Origin of the sequence: Tepidibacter formicigenes DSM 15518, assembly GCF_900142235.1 — a bacterium.
Classification (GTDB): domain Bacteria; phylum Bacillota; class Clostridia; order Peptostreptococcales; family Peptostreptococcaceae; genus Tepidibacter; species Tepidibacter formicigenes.
Genome location: NZ_FRAE01000024.1, coordinates 19,219 through 35,393, shown reverse-complemented (window position 1 = coordinate 35,393; position 16,175 = coordinate 19,219). Strand labels below are relative to the sequence as shown.

Below are 16,175 nucleotides of genomic sequence, written 5' to 3'. Positions count from 1 at the left end.
AACTATTTGTGAAAGGTCTATTTCTCAACTAAAAAACTTTATTCAAATCAAATCATCTAAAGTTAGAAATACTGTTTCTTTAAAAGCTGATGTTTTACTGGCTTGTATTTCTCAGTTAGTTGCGTTTGTTTTAATGTTTAAGACTAACAATATCCACAATCCTCTTGCTATTAAATCTTTAATTGCTTAAGTTTTTTTAAACTCTATATCCTTTTTAAAAAGGTTTTACTGAACCTTTATTTAACTGCGTCTTTTTTTGAATATTACTGTTAATAACTCTTTCTATTTAGTAATTTCAACTCAATTTTTCTGTGGATAACCTTTCACTCTATTTTGCAACTACCTAAAAAATAAATGTAATTAATATAGTCATATTAACAAATAAATCTTTTAACATTAAATTCACTACTTTCTTATTAAATTACATATAATAATATCAATTAATAAAGCACTTAAAAAATATTGTAAATATGTAGGAACTAATTTTCAAAAATCAATTTATCCACAATTTAAAATGATTATATTTTTTCTATTCATTATAAAAAAACTATATGTAATTTAACAACTATGCCTTATAAAATTTATATACTTATATCTTAATATTCTAGCACTGTTCCTGAACCTACTTCTTTCAAATTAACTACCTTAGATAATTCTATTTTTGATTTTAAATCTGTACAATGGCAAGCATGAACTTCCTTTATATCAATTTCTTTTAAATATTCTAAAGTATTTTTTAGTTGTTCTTCATTGGGCTTAAGCAAATGTAGTCCTCCTACAATATCATAAATTCTATCCTCTTTACAAACCTTTTTTGCATATTCAATAATATTACAAATACCTGAGTGAGAGCATCCTGTAATAATTACTAATCCTTTTGAAGATTTATAAACCATAGCAGAATCGTCTAGCACATAATCATCTACTTCTATTCCATTATTTTCAATTTTACCCACTGGTATTTTATTTTCAAAATGATTTGTTCTCTCTATCTCACCAAGAAAAACTAGTCTATCTGTAATCCAAACAGGATCCTTACTTAAATTCAGTTTAAAATATCTATTTAATTTTTCAGGTGCAATCATACATCCTCTTTGCTTACCTCTAAAATTTTCTCTATTTAAAAACGCTAATGGATGTCCTATAAATACAGGTTTATCGTGTTTTTTATTTTCTGATTTTGTTTCTATATACTTTCTGATTAAAGAAGATAATCCCCATGTATGATCGTAATGTCCATGAGAAATAACTACAAAACCAGCTTGTAATAAATCAATTCCTATCTTGTATGCATTTTTTATAAAAGCATCTGTATATCCTGTATCAAATAAAACATTTACCTCCTCATCTTCAATAAAAAAAGACAAACCCGGCTCTCCATACAAACAACTCCCTATTAGAGTATTATTATCTATCAATACTGTTAATTTCATTTTTTGTATCCTTCCTTTATTATTTAAAATTTATAGTCTAAACAATATGATTATAATTCTTTAAGTTTAACTACTTTATTGTCTGAAACCAATACATCTGCTTCAAGATTTTCATTGTTAACTTGAAACATAAATTCTCTACACCTTCCACAAGGAGGAAGTATTTCACCATTTTTTCTAACAGCAATAATTTTTAATTGTTCTATATCCATCAAATCTCCCCCTCCCCATATTATTTCTATTTTTACATTTTTTATTATACTGCAAATTATAAGAAAAAAGCAAAAAATATTTAAATATGTAATATGGGAAATTTCACTTTAATACTTATTAAAAAATAAATCCCTCTACATACACTTATAGAGGAATTAACTTTTTTATTCTCCAGCATCTATTATATTTGGAACTTCATTTTCTGGTATATTTACATAATTTTGAGGCACTTTACCTACTATTATTGTTTCACATACTGGCATTTGACTTGCAACTTCCTTATATGAAGATGTAAATGGTATTATTACTCTAACCTTGGTTTTTATTATTAAATATATCCTATGTCTAGTCTGATTTATCCCAGATGAATCAAATTCTGTTCTAAAATCTACATTAACTATTCCAACAGGCTGAACTCCTACTTTTAATTTTGGTCCATATTTGGCAAGTATAGAACTTTTAAAAGCAGTTCCTAATGGAATATTTGCTGATGTTGTTTTTATTTGTTTCAATTGCTGTTGTACTTCAATTGCTACATCTGATGCTATTTTATTCATTAGTATAGTATTTGCTTGTATCATGGTAATATTTCCGTCTACGTCTGTTTTTAAATTTATAAGCTCTTCATATTTAATTTTGCCTTGCAAAATTTGTCCTACAGCTTTATTTATTGATCTATTTGCAAGCTCTTGTGCTTTTGATTCAGCTATTGCTTGAACTGTTGGTTTTATCTTTCTATCTATAAATATAAATGATCCTATAAATATAATAAATAATAATATTAAAATAATAACGCTTACTATTTTCCTATTCCTTCTTCTCTTTTTTACTTTTAATAACTTTTTCAAAAAAATACCCCCCATATTATATTATGAAGGGTTTTTTAAAGTGTTACTATTTAATTAAACTAATTTTACTTTATGATATACTTTTTTTCCTTTTTTAACCATCAATCCATCATCTTTAAAGTCTTCCTCTTTTATAACAAGACTTATATCTTTTACTTTTTCATCATTTACAGAAACTCCACCTTGTTGTATTAAACGTCTTGCTTCACCTCTTGAAGAAGTAAGTTTTGTAGTAGTAAGTATGCTTATTATATCCATACCCTCAGCAAATTCTTCTCTAGATATCTCTGTAGTTGGAATAGACCCTGCCATGGCTCCTTTTCCAAATAAAGCTCTTGCAGCTTCCTGAGCCTTTTTAGCTTCTTCTTCTCCATGAACTATCTTTGTAACTTCATATGCTAAAACTTCTTTAGCTTTATTAATTTCAGCTCCTTCTAAAGAAGATAATCTTCTTACTTCATCCATAGGAATAAATGTAAGTAGTGATAAACAGTTTTGAACATCAGCATCAGCAACATTTCTCCAGTATTGGTAGAAATCATAAGGTGATGTTTTTTGAGAATCAAGCCAAACAGCACCAGATTCTGTTTTACCCATCTTTTTACCTTCGCTATTTGTAAGTAAAGTAAATGTCATACCATAAGCTGATTCACCTTCAACTCTTCTAATTAAATCTGCTCCAGCAATAATATTTGACCACTGATCATCTCCACCTAATTCTAATTTACATCCATATTTTCTATGTAGCTCTAAAAAGTCATAAGCCTGCATTATCATATAGTTGAACTCAAGAAAAGATAACCCCTTTTCCATACGGCTTTTAAAACATTCTGCTGTTAGCATTCTATTTACCGAAAAATGTCTTCCTATTTCTCTAAGGAATGGAATATATTCTAAATTCATAAGCCAATCTGCGTTATTTGCCATAATAGCTTTCCCATCAGAAAAATCTAAGAATTTAGCCATTTGTTTTTTAAAGCAATCTGCATTATGTTGAATTTCTTCAACTGTTAACATTTTTCTCATATCTGTTTTTCCTGTAGGGTCTCCTACCATAGTAGTACCTCCACCTAAAAGTGCAATCGGTCTATGCCCTGCTCTTTGAAGGTGTGCCATAGCCATTAATTGTAAAAAATGTCCAACATGTAAGCTATCAGCAGTAGCATCAAATCCTATATAAAATGTTACTGATTCCTTTCCTAAAAGTTCACGTATTTCCTCTTCATGAGTAGTTTGTTTAATGAATCCACGTTCCTTTAAAACATCAAATACATTTGTCATTTTAAAACCTCCTGTCTTTAAATTTATGAAAATATTATAATTTTCTATATCATTAAAAAAGGACTTCTCATCACATAAGGACGAGAAAGCCCGTGGTACCACCTTAATTCACATAAAAATGCCTCTACCCACTATAACGTGTGGAATCCGTCGAAGCTTTTGACTTCGAAACTCCAGAGCGTATTTCATCCAAACATGTACTACAAATCTTTCACCAACCGATTTGCTCTCTAATATTGTAACCATGATGACTACTGAACTCTTTCATAGCTTTTACCTATTTAATATATTTTACCCCATTTTATCATAAATATAAGTTTTATTTCAAGAAAGACTTTCTTATCTTGTTGTATTTTTCATTTTTTCCCATTTGTTACATTATTGTTACAAACAATATTCTTTATAAAATCTATAGAACGAACAAAAATTTGTATGTTATAATATACAGGATAAGGAGGGAATAAGATGCGCAGTGAAAAAGATAAAAATAAAAGTAAGGAAAGTAAAAATAAGAAGAAAATAAGTATTTTTAGAGTAGCAATCCTTACTTTTATCATCTTATTTATAGTTGGAACAGCATGTGGAATGGGTATCATCTTTGGTGTAATAAAGAATGCTCCACCAATAGACCCTAATAATATTGAAAATATGCTGGATGAAAGTTCTTTCATATATGATAAAGATGGTAACTTAATAGAAAAAGTCCATGGCACAAACTTTAGAAGCCTAGTTACCTTAGATAAAATTCCAAGCAACCTACAAAATGCAGTCATAGCTATTGAAGATGAAAGATTCTATGAACACAATGGAGTAGATATAAAAAGAATATTTGGTGCACTTTGGTATGACATAAAAACAATGAGTAAAGCTCAAGGTGCAAGTACTATAACTCAACAGCTTGCAAAAAACATGTATACTTCTAGCGAAAAAACTATAACAAGAAAAATCAAAGATGCATATTATGCTCTTGAAATCGAAAAACATTTAAGTAAGGACGAAATATTACAAACATATCTAAATACCTTTTACTTAGGTAGAGGCGCAGTAGGCGTACAAGCTGCTGCTCAAACTTATTTTTCAAAAGATGTAAGTGAATTAACACTTGCAGAATCTGCTATGATTGCAGGTATTACTAAAAATCCATCTAAATATTCTCCATACACTACAGCAAGACTAGATGGAAGTGAAAATTTAGATGAAATAAAAAATTTATTAGTATTCTATCCAAAAACAGCTAATACTAACCCTGCAAATGATATTGAAAAGGACATGTTTAAAAAATTACTTTCTAAAGGTCTTATAGATAACTATCAGTATGATCAACTATTGAAAGAACAAATTGTAGTCAGAAAAGCAGTTCTAAATCCTAATTCAAAAGAAAGACAAGAAGTTATACTTAAAAAAATGCTTGAACTAGGATACATAACTGAATCCGAGTATGAAAAAGCAAAAAATGAATCTATAGTAATAAAAGTAGGAAAGAAAAAAGCAAGTAATGTATCTTCATATTTTGTAGATTTAGTAAAAGATGAAGTAATAGATGCTTTAGTTAAAAAAGGATTTAGTGAAGATGAAGCTAGAGATATGCTTTATAATGGAGGTCTTAGAATATACTCAACTATGGATATTAGTATTCAAAAAATCCTTGAAAAAGAATATCAAAACAGTTCAAATTTTCCAGGAACATTTAAGGATAATAATGGAAATATACAACCTCAGTCAGCCATGGTAATTATGGATTATCATAATGGAGAAGTTAAAGCTTTAGTTGGTGGAAGAATGATTGGAGGAAGCAAGCTTTTTAACAGAGCTATAAATCCAAGACAACCCGGTTCTGCTATAAAGCCTCTAGCTGTATATTTACCAGCCCTTGATAATGGAATGACAGCAGCTACTCCTATAGATGACACCCAAGAAAATTTCAGATTCAGCTATACTAATAATTGGAAACCTAAAAACTATGCAAATAGATACAGAGGACCAATTACATTACGAGAATCTGTTCAGCATTCTTCAAATGTAGGTTCAGTAAAAACTGCTGAGATGTTATCAACAAGTCAATATTCTTCTGTAGATATAATGATTGATTATTTAGAAAACATGGGAATAACAACTATAGTTAAAACACCTGGTCACAATGATAAAAACTTTGCAGCATTGACTCTTGGAGGTATGACAAAAGGAATAACTCCTCTTGAAATGACAGCTGCTTATGGAGCAATTGCAAATAAAGGAACATATATAAAGCCCATATTCTTTACAAAAGTTGAAGATGCAAGTGGAAAAGTTTTATTACAAAGTCAACAAGTCAAACATAAAATTGTGAGTCCTCAAACAGCATATGTAATGACAGATATACTAACAACTGTAGTAACTTCAGGAACCGGAGGACGTGCTAGACTTTCTAATATGCCTGTTGCAGGAAAAACTGGAACTACTTCAAACAAGTATGATGCATGGTTTGCAGGTTATACTCCTTATTATGTAGGAGCAACTTGGATTGGAAATGATATGAATAAATCCTTATCTTCAGGAAGTAGAATGTCGGCAATGCTTTGGAAAAAAGTTATGTCTCAAGTACACAGCAACTTACCTAGAAAATCATTTGAAAGGCCTAGCGGTATTATACAAAAAACTGTATGTACTGAGTCAGGAGATTTAGCTACACATTTTTGTGAAAAAACAAGAACTGAAATATTTGTAAAAGGTACTGAACCTACTAAATATTGTGAAATTCATACCCAAAAGGAAGAAGAAGAAATTAATGAGGATACTACACCTTCAGATATAATAGATAAATGGTTGTTTGATAAAAAGGATTCAGATGAGAATAATAATTCAAAGGATAACCAAAGTGATTCAGATAATAATGAAGATAATAAAAATAATCAAAATGTAGAAGATAAAATTTTTGAAAATAAAAAGGATAAAATAAAAGGTAAAATAAAAAATGAAAATGATGAAAATACTGAAATAATAGAGAGCAATTAATTGCTCTCTATTTTATTGTTTTTTTACGGTTTTGCTTTAGGTGTAAATAATAGTGACATAATATATCCAAAGAATACTGCTGCAGCTATTCCTCCTGCATTAGCTGCAGTTCCTCCTATAAACGCTCCTAAAAAACCTCTTTTTCCTACTTCCTCTATTACTCCTTTTGCAAGACCATATCCAAATCCAGGAAGAGGTACTGTTGCTCCAGCTCCTCCAAACTTCACTATTGGCTCATATAATCCTAATCCTGTAAGTATAACTCCTGCTGTTACAAAACTGACTAAAACATATGGAGATGGTATTTTTAAAAAATCCATTAATATTTGACCTATAACACATATTGTACCTCCAACTAAAAATGCTCTTAAATATTCCACTTTATCACCACCTAATTTTCTATTACTACAGCATGAGCAATCGAAGGAATACTTTGTTTTTGTAGCGTACTAGTGGAAGATAACAATGCTCCAGTAGATACTAACATTACTTTATTAAATTCTTTATTCAAAAGTTTTTTATATATATATCCGTTAAATACACTAGCTGAACATCCACATCCACTTCCTCCTGAGTGTGTATCCTGTCTTTTATGATCAAATATTTCAATTCCACAATCCATATATACATTTGAAATATCATAATTTACCTTTTCCATAAACTCTAGAAGTATTTGCCCTCCAATTATCCCCAAATCTCCAGTTGCTATTATGTCAAAACTCTCAATATCATCTTTCGTATCATCAAAATAAGCTTTAATTGTATCATATGCTGCTGGAGCCATGGCAGGTCCCATATTATTAACATCAGTAATTCCCTCATCTATTACCTTACCAGTTGTAATTCTTTTAACTTTAGGACCTTCTCCTTTTGATGATATAATAGAACATCCTGAACCTGTAACTGTCCACTGAGCTGTCATAGGTCTTTGATTTCCTAGCTCTAATGGAAATCTAAATTGTCTTTCTGCTGTACAAAAATGACTTGATGTTGCTGCAGCAACTAAATCTGAATATCCTCCATCTACAATCATAGAAGCAAGAGAAAGCGATTCACTCATTGTAGAACAAGCTCCATATAATCCAAAAAATGGTCTTTTTAAATCTCTTGCCGCAAAAGACGTTGACATTAATTGATTTAATAAATCTCCTGCAAATATGTAATCTACCTGATTTAATACATAATTTGTTTTATTTATGGCCATTTTTACAACTTCTCTTACCATTTTACTCTCTGCAAGCTCCCAGCTATCTTCTCCAAACAAATCATCTTGTAAAATTCTATCAAAATAATCTTTAAGAGGACCATCTCCTTCTTTAGGCCCTACAATAGAACTAGTTGATATTATAACAGGACTGTTTTTAAGCTCTACAGTTTGGTTTCCTAATCTTTTTTTTGCCATTTTTTTCTCCTTTCTATCTATTTTCCTAAAAAGTAATAAATTAACCCTACTATTACTGAACTTCCTATTCCATATACAAGCACAGGCCCTGCTATTGTAAACATTTTAGCTCCAACCCCTAGCACATACCCTTCTCTTTTATATTCCATGGCAGGAGATACTATTGAGTTAGAAAAACCTGTTATTGGTACAATAGAACCTGCTCCTGCTCTTTTACCTAAAAGATCATAAATTCCAAGTCCTGTAAGAAATGCTCCTAAGAAAATTAAAGTTATTGATGTAGCAGTTGAAGCCATTTTTTTATCTAGTCCAAATTTAATATATGTATTTAATATGAATTGACCTATATCACATATAAGTCCACCTACAACAAATGCCCATATGAAATTTTTTAAATAGGTAGGCTTAGGACTTTTCTTCTCTACATATTTTTTATAATCCACAAAATCACCTCTATTTTAATATTGTCCAATTTATTATAGATCCAACTAATTTTCCAAATATAAGAACTATTATTATATACTTTACATTACCTTGTATATTGAGTCTTCTTTCCATTACAGGAATTACATCTATAGCTTCAGCAAGTGCTGATGCTAAAAGCCCAATAAATATTCCATAAAAAGTACCTACAATAATCAAAGTATAAATTCCGAAATTAAAAGATATATTAGTAAGAGAAAATAAACTTCCAAAAAAAGCTCCCATTATAAGCATTATTTCATAATATCTTAAATATTTATAACTATTAGTAATCTGACAAAGCCTTGGAATTATATCTAAAAGTGTAAGTAATGCTACTACTCCTGCTCCTACTACAACACCTTCTGAAAATCCTAATACTACTATAAATGCTAATTTCAATGTATCCTCCTTATTCTTCATTATTTTCTATAATATAATTTTGTACTTCAGTTTTGAATGCTGATACCTCAAGTTCTAGTGGACTTGGCTCTGATTTTGAAAAGTTAGGTATTATTTTATTATAAAATACAGCAACTCCCACTCCTATACCCAAAGAATATGGTATTTGAAGGAATAGTAAATCTTTATTTTTATTTCCAGTTAATATTCTAAGTATTGTTCTGTGTGATTCATTCATATTTACATCAGAATGAAAGTTTATAATTGCCATACCTGCTCCTAAAAATAGAATTATACAAACTAAAATAACTCTTATAAACAAAGTTCTATCTTGTTTATTATTTTTAAAATGTATTAGTAAATTGCTATTATCTAAAAAATTTATTTTTATTTTATCATTAATTAAGTTTATTTTATTTATTACATCTCCAAGCTCTATAACATCATAATCTTTATTTATATTTTGAAATTCTTTTATAACAATATCTTTTACTAAAATTTCTTTTTCACTAGGATATATATCAAATAAATCTTTTAAAACTATCTTATCTATATTTTTATTAAACCTTAGATTTTTCTTTGGAATTAAATATATTTGCATCATTTTAAAGTCCCCCTTCATGCTTTTATTATTTGCAAAAAAAATAAAAATAAACTAATTAAACACACTATTTAAAACAATAAAAAAATCCCAATATCATTTTTTAATAATATTGGGACTTTCATCAACTTATCATATTTTTTAATTTACCTAAAACTTTCTTTTCTATACGTGAAACTTGCACTTGAGAAATTCCAAGTATATCCCCTATTTCACTTTGTGTTCTATCTTCAAAATATCTAAGCATTATAATTTGTCTTTCTCTTTTATCTAATTTATTTAAAACTTGTTTTAAAAGTAAATTGTCTACAATTTTTTCATCATCAATAGCTTTCTCTTGACTTATTTTATCTATTAAACATATAGGAGAACCTTCATCTTCATGTATTACTCCATATAAATATTCAACAGATAAATTTGATTCAAGAGCCATAACAATGTCTTCTTTACAAACTCCTATAGATTTTGAAATTTCTTCAATAGTAGGTTCTCTTCCTAATTTTTTAGATAATTTTTCAGTTTCCATTTTGACTTTTGTTGCTATTTGTTTTAAAGATCTAGAAACTTTAATCATTCCGTCATCTCTTAAATATCTTTTTATTTCTCCTAGTATCATAGGAACTGCATATGTAGAAAACTTTACATTAAATTCATCATTAAATTTATATATTGCCTTAATAAGCCCAATAGATCCTAACTGAAACAAATCATCTCTTTCATAACCTATATTTAAAAATTTATTTACAACACTTCTTACAAGACCCAAATTACTCTCTATTAATACTTTTTTTGCTTCTTCATTTCCATTTTGAGCTTTTTTTATAAGTTCAAGTGTTTCTTCGTGGCTAAGCAGTTGTTTTTTTTCTTCTCTAAAGGCAGGCATCACCATAGTTATTACCCCTACTCTTCTCTTTTATTAGATTTTATTGTTTTCTTCATAACTATTTTCGTTCCTTCCCCTAAGATGGAAGAAACTATCATTTCATCCATAAATGTTTCCATAACAGTAAATCCCATACCTGATCTTTCAAGTTCAGGTTTTGATGTATAAAGTGGTTGCTTAGCCATTTCTATATTCTCTATTCCATTTCCATTATCCTCTATTACTATTTTTATAGTATTATCTTCTATTTCACATTTTAAATAAACAAGCTTACTTTCATCTTCATCATATCCGTGAATTATAGAATTTGTAACAGCTTCTGATACAGCAGTTTTTATATCTGCAATTTCATCTATAGTTGGATCAAGTTGAGATGCAAAAGAAGCAACTACCACTCTAGCAAAAGCTTCATTTTCTGATTTAGCTAAAAAACTAATTTCCATATAATTCTTCATCCTATAATTTCCCCCTTATAAAGAACTTAGTGCCTCTTCACGATTATTATAAACTTCTATTATTTTGTTCATTCCAGATAATTCAAATATTCTTTTAACATGTTTGTTTAAATTTACTGCTATCACCTTTCCTCCTGTTTTTGATACCTTTTTATATCTTCCTATAACTACGCCTACCCCAGAAGAATCCATAAAATTCATATTTTTAAAATCAAAAATTACATTTTTAATAGAGTTTTGATCTATGGCCATATCAATTTCTTCCCTTACCTCCGAAGCTATATGATGATCTAATTCACCATATAACTCAACTATTAGATTTCTATGCTCTATTTTATAGTTTATATTCAATATTATCCCCCCCTATATAATGCTCTTAGATATTTTCTATAAAATACTACTTTTTTCCTTCATAAAAATTTAACTACTTTTGTAGAATGACAATAAAAAAAGCGCTAAAAACTAGCACTTTTTGACAATATCTATAAATGTTTCATTATATGCAACTTGTCCTCCCATTTCAGATGATATATCATTGGTTAAAAAATTTGGATTACCATGCTTATGCCACCATCCTGTGTACATATGAACTATATTATCAAGTATATCTTCATTTATTATAATTTCTACAATAATTTCTCCATTTTCAGACTTTAGTACTACCTTGTCTCCTTGATTTATTAAATATTTATTTGCCAATTTTTTATTTATATATGCTTTAGAAATACCATCAACATCTAAAAAATGTTGAGTAAATATTGAATTTCTTGGATGTGTAGATATAAGTCTTATTTTTTCATTTCTTTTGTTTTCATATATTGGTATTGGAGTTAATCCATCTTCTTTTGCATTTGTTGAATATATTTCTATTTTTTTAGATTTTGTTTTAAATATTAGATTATCCCATGCTACTTCACCTTCTTGTATAGTTATATTTTTATTTTTTATATCTTCAAGTTTTGTATTTAAAGGCTCAATTACTTTTTGTAAATACTCTTTTTTAGAAACCCTAGGATAATTTTTTATATTCATCTTATTTGCAAGCTTATTTGTTTAATATCTACTCCACATTCTTTTGATAAATAATCAATACTTAGTGTATCTAAATAATTTTTGTATTCATCAAATCCTTTTACATATTTATTTATAAATTCTTTATCTATTAAATTTTCTTCTATTATTATTTTAGTAACAGCCATGGCAAGTGCTCCATCACTTGATGGATTAACACGTATATATAAATCTGCATTTTTTGCTGTATCTGTATATAAAGGGTCAATTACTATAATTTTTATTCCTTTACTTTTAACTTTTTTTATTATATTCATTAAATGAATAGACGTATTATAAGGATTTCTTCCCCATATTATTATATTTTTAGAATTGAACATATCTTCTAGTGAATGACCTTTTACATCACCAAAATCATATTTTTGAGCTTTAATTCCAGCTCCCCAACATGTGCTTCCTTTTGATTTAGTTATTCCTCCATAGAAATTAAAAAATATATCTTCTATTCCTTTTAAAATTCCTCCAGAGCCTGATTCACAGTAATGAAAAACTGACTTTGAAGTATATTTTTCTCTATAGTAAATAAGCCTTTCACTTATTATATTTAAAGCCTCATCAAAGCTTATTTCTTTCCATTTATCATTTACTTTTTTTAAAGGATTGTATATTCTGTCTTTATGATTTAATCTTTCTAAATGTTTTTTTCCTTTTATACAAATAAATCCTTTTGTATATGGATGGTTCTTGTCTCCTTCTATTTTTAGAACCTTATTATCTTTAACATATACATTGAATTTACAGCAGTCAAAGCAATCTAATGTGCAGCCATGGCTCAAAATTTTCATTCTTACATCTCCTTTTTATTAAGATTTATGCTATTGCAGTAATATCTATTTTATTATACAGTATCAAAATTTATTAATAACTAATAAAATAATTTAAAGATTTGATTTTACATCTAAGGGGGGACATTAATGTATTTTTTTGATAGCAAAATAGCAAATCGTCTCGGTGGAATAGATTTTTTTAAAAATCCTAAAGCATATAAGTTTGAAAAAATAAAAAAAGAAAAAGAAGAAATAAAAAAAAATTATCCTAATATACCAATAATAGATTTAGGGGTTGGAGAACCTGATCTTCCTGCTAATACTGAAATAGGTAATGTACTTTGCAGAGAATGTATAAAACCTGAAAATAGATGGTATTCTGATAATGGAATACCAGAATTTCAAGAAGCAGCAGCAAAATTTTTAGAGAAAGTATATAATTTAAAAGGTTTAAATCCATATAAAAATATTATGCACGGTATTGGCTCTAAATCTATTTTAGCTATGCTTCCTATGTGTTTCATAAATCCTGGTGATATTACTCTTGCTACTGTTCCAGGATATCCTATTATATCTAATTATACAAAATTCTTAGGAGGAAATGTATATAATCTTCCTTTATATAAAGAAAATAATTTTTATCCTGATTTTTCTAAAATTCCAAAAGATATATTAAAAAAATCAAAGCTTTTATATATAAATTACCCAAATAATCCCACAGGGCAAATAGCCACAAAAGAATTTTATAAAGAGGTTATAGATTTTGCTTATGAAAATGATATATTAGTTATATCTGATGCTGCATATAGTGCTCTTGTGTTTGATAATAACAAACCTTTAAGCTTTTTATCTGTAGATGGTGCCATGGATGTAGGTCTTGAAATTCATTCTTTATCTAAATCATATAATATGACAGGATGGAGACTTGCTTTTGTTGTAGGAAATGAAAAAATAATAAAAGCATATTCTAATATAAAAGGTTATACTGATTCTGGTCAGTTTAGAGCTATACAAAAAGCTGGTGTATACGCTCTAAATCACCCTGAACTTATAAAAGAAAATTCCTTAAGATACTCAAGAAGATTTGATTTACTAGTAGAGGCTTTAAGAGAGGTTGGATTTGATGCTAAAAAGCCTAAAGGAACTTTTTATGCTTATGTTCCTATACCTAAAGGAACATCATCTGGTTATGAATTTAAAAATGCAGAGGATGCTTCAAATTTCATACTAAAAAATGCTTTAGTTTCAACTATTCCTTGGGATGAGGCAGAATCATTTCTTAGAATTTCTGTAACTTTTGAGGCTAAAGATTATGAAGAAGAAAAAAAAGTTATTCAAGAGTTAAAAAATAGATTAAAAAAATTAGATCTTGTATTTAAATTATAAAAAGGTGTTTGCATTCGCACAAACACCTTTTTATTTTTTATCTACCTCTTATTAGCAGGCTCTATATTGATAGTTTTACCTTTTATTGTATTATTTTTCATAGCTTGTAATACATCTTTAGCATATTCTCTTGGTACTTCTACAAAAGTATATCTATCATAAATATCAATTGTACCAATTAATTTTCCTGAAATACCAGTTTCTCCAGCAATAGCTCCTAGTATATCTTTTGGTCTAACATTTTGTCTTCTTCCTATATTGATAAATAGTCTAACCATCCCTTCCTCTGCACCAGTATTTTCAAACATATCTTCTTTTATTTCTTCTTTGCTTTGATCACCCATTGCCATTTTAAGTAGAGCTGCTGCTATATCTAAAGTTGTATAGTCTTCTTCTGCTAACTGTTCAATAAAGTTGATTTGTTTTGTTAAATGCCCTTCTTCTATAACATTTTTTACCTTTTCTAAAAATGCATTAGTTTTTATTTCTTCTACGTCACTAAGAGAAGGAATATCATGTCTAACTATCTTAGTTTTTGTATATTTTTTTATGTCTCTTAATTTATAAATCTCTTTACCTGAAACAAAGGAAAAAGCCCTTCCTGTTCTTCCTGCACGTCCTGTTCTTCCAATTCTATGAACATAATATTCATCATCTTGTGGAATATCATAGTTAAATACACACTCTACATCATCAACATCAATACCTCTAGCTGCCACATCTGTTGCAACTAATATTTCTATTGTACCACTTCTAAATTTAGCCATTACATTATCTCTTTGTGCTTGCTTTAAATCTCCATGAAGTGCATCAGCAAAATACCCTCTTGCTTGAAGTTCTCCTACTAATTCATCAACTTTTCTTTTTGTATTACAAAAAACAACAGATAATTTTGGATTATATACATCAATCAATCTAGATAAGACTTCAAGCTTTGCTTTTTGCTTTGTTTCAATGTAGAATTGTTGTATATTTGGTACTGTTAACTCCTTGCGAACAACTTTTACAAGTTCAGGATTTTTTTGATACTTTTTAGTAAGATCTAATATTGCTTTAGGCATAGTGGCTGAAAAGAAAGTAGTTTGTCTATTAGACGGCATTGCTTCTAAAATAGTTTCTATATCTTCCCTAAATCCCATATCAAGCATCTCATCAGCTTCATCTAAAACAATCATTTTTACATTATCCATTTTTAATGTTCTACGCTTCATATGATCCATAACTCTACCTGGAGTACCTATAACTATTTGTACACCTTTTTTTAATGCTTTAATTTGGCGGTCTATAGGCTGACCTCCATATACAGGTAAACTTTTTATATCATGAGTATATTTTGCAAGCTTTCTTATTTCTCCAGCTACCTGAATAGCAAGCTCTCTAGTAGGACATAAAACTAAAGCTTGTAAACTTTTATCATTTGCGTCTATCCTTTCTAAAACAGGTATACCAAAAGCTGCTGTTTTTCCTGTACCAGTTTGAGCTTGACCTATTATATCTCTTCCTTCTAATATATAAGGTATAGCTTTAGCTTGAATAGGAGATGGCTGTTCAAATCCCATATCAGCTATAGCTCTTTTTATTTCATCAGATAAATTCAATTCTTCAAATTTCAAATTTTCCATATTTATATTCACTTTCCTTTCGTTTCCTTATCATCTGCTCATCTTTTCTATTATATATATATTATTAATATTATGCAACGATTATTTTCATATTATAATTAAATAATTTAAATTATAAAGTATAAAATAAACAATATAAATCATAATCAATAAGCAAACTTTAACCTAATACTTTAATTGGTAAAAATATTTTAAGATTATATTTAAATAAAATCATATTTAAAATTTATATATATTAATATGTTTTAAATATTTTTTGATTTGAGTAAATATATTAAATTGTTACAAATATTAATTTTTCGTAACAATCAGGATATTGTATACAAAATTCTCTACAGATATGTTATTATATGTTTAT

The 16,175-nt window shown here is 28.3% G+C and carries 18 protein-coding genes and 1 other annotated feature; of the genes, 3 read left to right on the top strand and 15 right to left on the bottom strand.

What is annotated here, in order from left to right; all coding sequences use genetic code 11:
- A partial coding sequence (locus BUA77_RS13795; RefSeq protein ID WP_278280557.1) for a hypothetical protein occupies positions 1-190 on the top strand: 190 nt, incomplete at its 5' end.
- 406 nt (positions 191-596) lie between these two features.
- Here the strand turns inward: BUA77_RS13795 and BUA77_RS06430 are convergent.
- From BUA77_RS06430 to tyrS, 4 genes are all read right to left on the bottom strand, one after another.
- Positions 597-1,433, bottom strand: coding sequence for an MBL fold metallo-hydrolase (locus BUA77_RS06430; RefSeq protein WP_072888433.1), 837 nt, complete (start codon positions 1,431-1,433; stop codon positions 597-599).
- Positions 1,434-1,483: 50 nt separating this feature from the next.
- Positions 1,484-1,645 (bottom strand): hypothetical protein, encoded by a 162-nt coding sequence (locus BUA77_RS13790; protein WP_159428959.1) that lies wholly within the window; start codon positions 1,643-1,645, stop codon positions 1,484-1,486.
- Positions 1,646-1,810: 165 nt separating this feature from the next.
- Complete coding sequence (gene yunB, locus BUA77_RS06425) at positions 1,811-2,494, bottom strand: sporulation protein YunB (protein WP_072888431.1); 684 nt, start codon at positions 2,492-2,494, stop codon at positions 1,811-1,813.
- 54 nt (positions 2,495-2,548) lie between these two features.
- Positions 2,549-3,775 (bottom strand): tyrosine--tRNA ligase, encoded by a 1,227-nt coding sequence (tyrS, locus tag BUA77_RS06420; RefSeq protein ID WP_072888429.1) that lies wholly within the window; start codon positions 3,773-3,775, stop codon positions 2,549-2,551.
- Between the two features lie 73 nt (positions 3,776-3,848).
- Positions 3,849-4,052: a binding site (T-box leader), on the bottom strand.
- Positions 4,053-4,240: 188 nt separating this feature from the next.
- Between tyrS and BUA77_RS06415 the strand changes: the two genes are divergently transcribed.
- Positions 4,241-6,766 carry a transglycosylase domain-containing protein gene (locus BUA77_RS06415; RefSeq protein WP_072888427.1) on the top strand — a complete coding sequence of 842 codons (2,526 nt, stop codon included), beginning with the start codon at positions 4,241-4,243 and terminating at the stop codon, positions 6,764-6,766.
- A 23-nt stretch (positions 6,767-6,789) separates the two neighbouring features.
- On the opposite strand, the gene spoVAE is transcribed toward BUA77_RS06415, so the two are convergent.
- The 10 genes from spoVAE to BUA77_RS14685 all read right to left on the bottom strand — a co-directional run bounded on the left by spoVAE (position 6,790) and on the right by BUA77_RS14685 (position 12,827).
- Positions 6,790-7,146, bottom strand: coding sequence for a stage V sporulation protein AE (gene spoVAE / locus BUA77_RS06410; RefSeq protein ID WP_072888425.1), 357 nt, complete (start codon positions 7,144-7,146; stop codon positions 6,790-6,792).
- Positions 7,147-7,157: 11 nt separating this feature from the next.
- On the bottom strand, positions 7,158-8,168 hold the full coding sequence (spoVAD, locus tag BUA77_RS06405; RefSeq protein WP_072888423.1) for a stage V sporulation protein AD: 1,011 nt from the start codon (positions 8,166-8,168) through the stop codon (positions 7,158-7,160).
- A gap of 17 nt (positions 8,169-8,185) precedes the next feature.
- Positions 8,186-8,611, bottom strand: coding sequence for a stage V sporulation protein AC (spoVAC, locus tag BUA77_RS06400; protein WP_072888421.1), 426 nt, complete (start codon positions 8,609-8,611; stop codon positions 8,186-8,188).
- 10 nt (positions 8,612-8,621) lie between these two features.
- Positions 8,622-9,032 (bottom strand): stage V sporulation protein AB, encoded by a 411-nt coding sequence (locus BUA77_RS06395; protein ID WP_143151313.1) that lies wholly within the window; start codon positions 9,030-9,032, stop codon positions 8,622-8,624.
- A 10-nt stretch (positions 9,033-9,042) separates the two neighbouring features.
- Entirely contained in the window at positions 9,043-9,636 is a 594-nt protein-coding gene (locus tag BUA77_RS06390; RefSeq protein ID WP_084605569.1) for a hypothetical protein, read from the bottom strand.
- A 121-nt stretch (positions 9,637-9,757) separates the two neighbouring features.
- Positions 9,758-10,522, bottom strand: coding sequence for an RNA polymerase sporulation sigma factor SigF (gene sigF, locus BUA77_RS06385; RefSeq protein ID WP_072888417.1), 765 nt, complete (start codon positions 10,520-10,522; stop codon positions 9,758-9,760).
- An 11-nt stretch (positions 10,523-10,533) separates the two neighbouring features.
- Positions 10,534-10,971 carry an anti-sigma F factor gene (gene spoIIAB, locus BUA77_RS06380; protein ID WP_072888415.1) on the bottom strand — a complete coding sequence of 146 codons (438 nt, stop codon included), beginning with the start codon at positions 10,969-10,971 and terminating at the stop codon, positions 10,534-10,536.
- A gap of 15 nt (positions 10,972-10,986) precedes the next feature.
- Positions 10,987-11,322, bottom strand: a complete 336-nt coding sequence (gene spoIIAA, locus BUA77_RS06375; protein ID WP_072888413.1) for an anti-sigma F factor antagonist — start codon at positions 11,320-11,322, stop codon at positions 10,987-10,989.
- Between the two features lie 111 nt (positions 11,323-11,433).
- Positions 11,434-12,003, bottom strand: coding sequence for a molybdopterin dinucleotide binding domain-containing protein (locus tag BUA77_RS14690; RefSeq protein WP_072888411.1), 570 nt, complete (start codon positions 12,001-12,003; stop codon positions 11,434-11,436).
- Positions 12,000-12,827 carry a molybdopterin-dependent oxidoreductase gene (locus BUA77_RS14685; protein ID WP_072888409.1) on the bottom strand — a complete coding sequence of 276 codons (828 nt, stop codon included), beginning with the start codon at positions 12,825-12,827 and terminating at the stop codon, positions 12,000-12,002. Before BUA77_RS14685 ends, BUA77_RS14690 begins: the two co-directional genes overlap by 4 nt.
- Positions 12,828-12,956: 129 nt before the next feature.
- Between BUA77_RS14685 and BUA77_RS06360 the strand changes: the two genes are divergently transcribed.
- A complete protein-coding gene (locus tag BUA77_RS06360; protein ID WP_072888407.1) occupies positions 12,957-14,195 on the top strand; it encodes an LL-diaminopimelate aminotransferase in 1,239 nt (412 codons plus the stop codon).
- A 41-nt stretch (positions 14,196-14,236) separates the two neighbouring features.
- Here the strand turns inward: BUA77_RS06360 and BUA77_RS06355 are convergent, their stop codons facing one another.
- Positions 14,237-15,817, bottom strand: coding sequence for a DEAD/DEAH box helicase (locus tag BUA77_RS06355; RefSeq protein ID WP_072888439.1), 1,581 nt, complete (start codon positions 15,815-15,817; stop codon positions 14,237-14,239).
- Between the last annotated feature and the right edge of the window lie 358 nt (positions 15,818-16,175).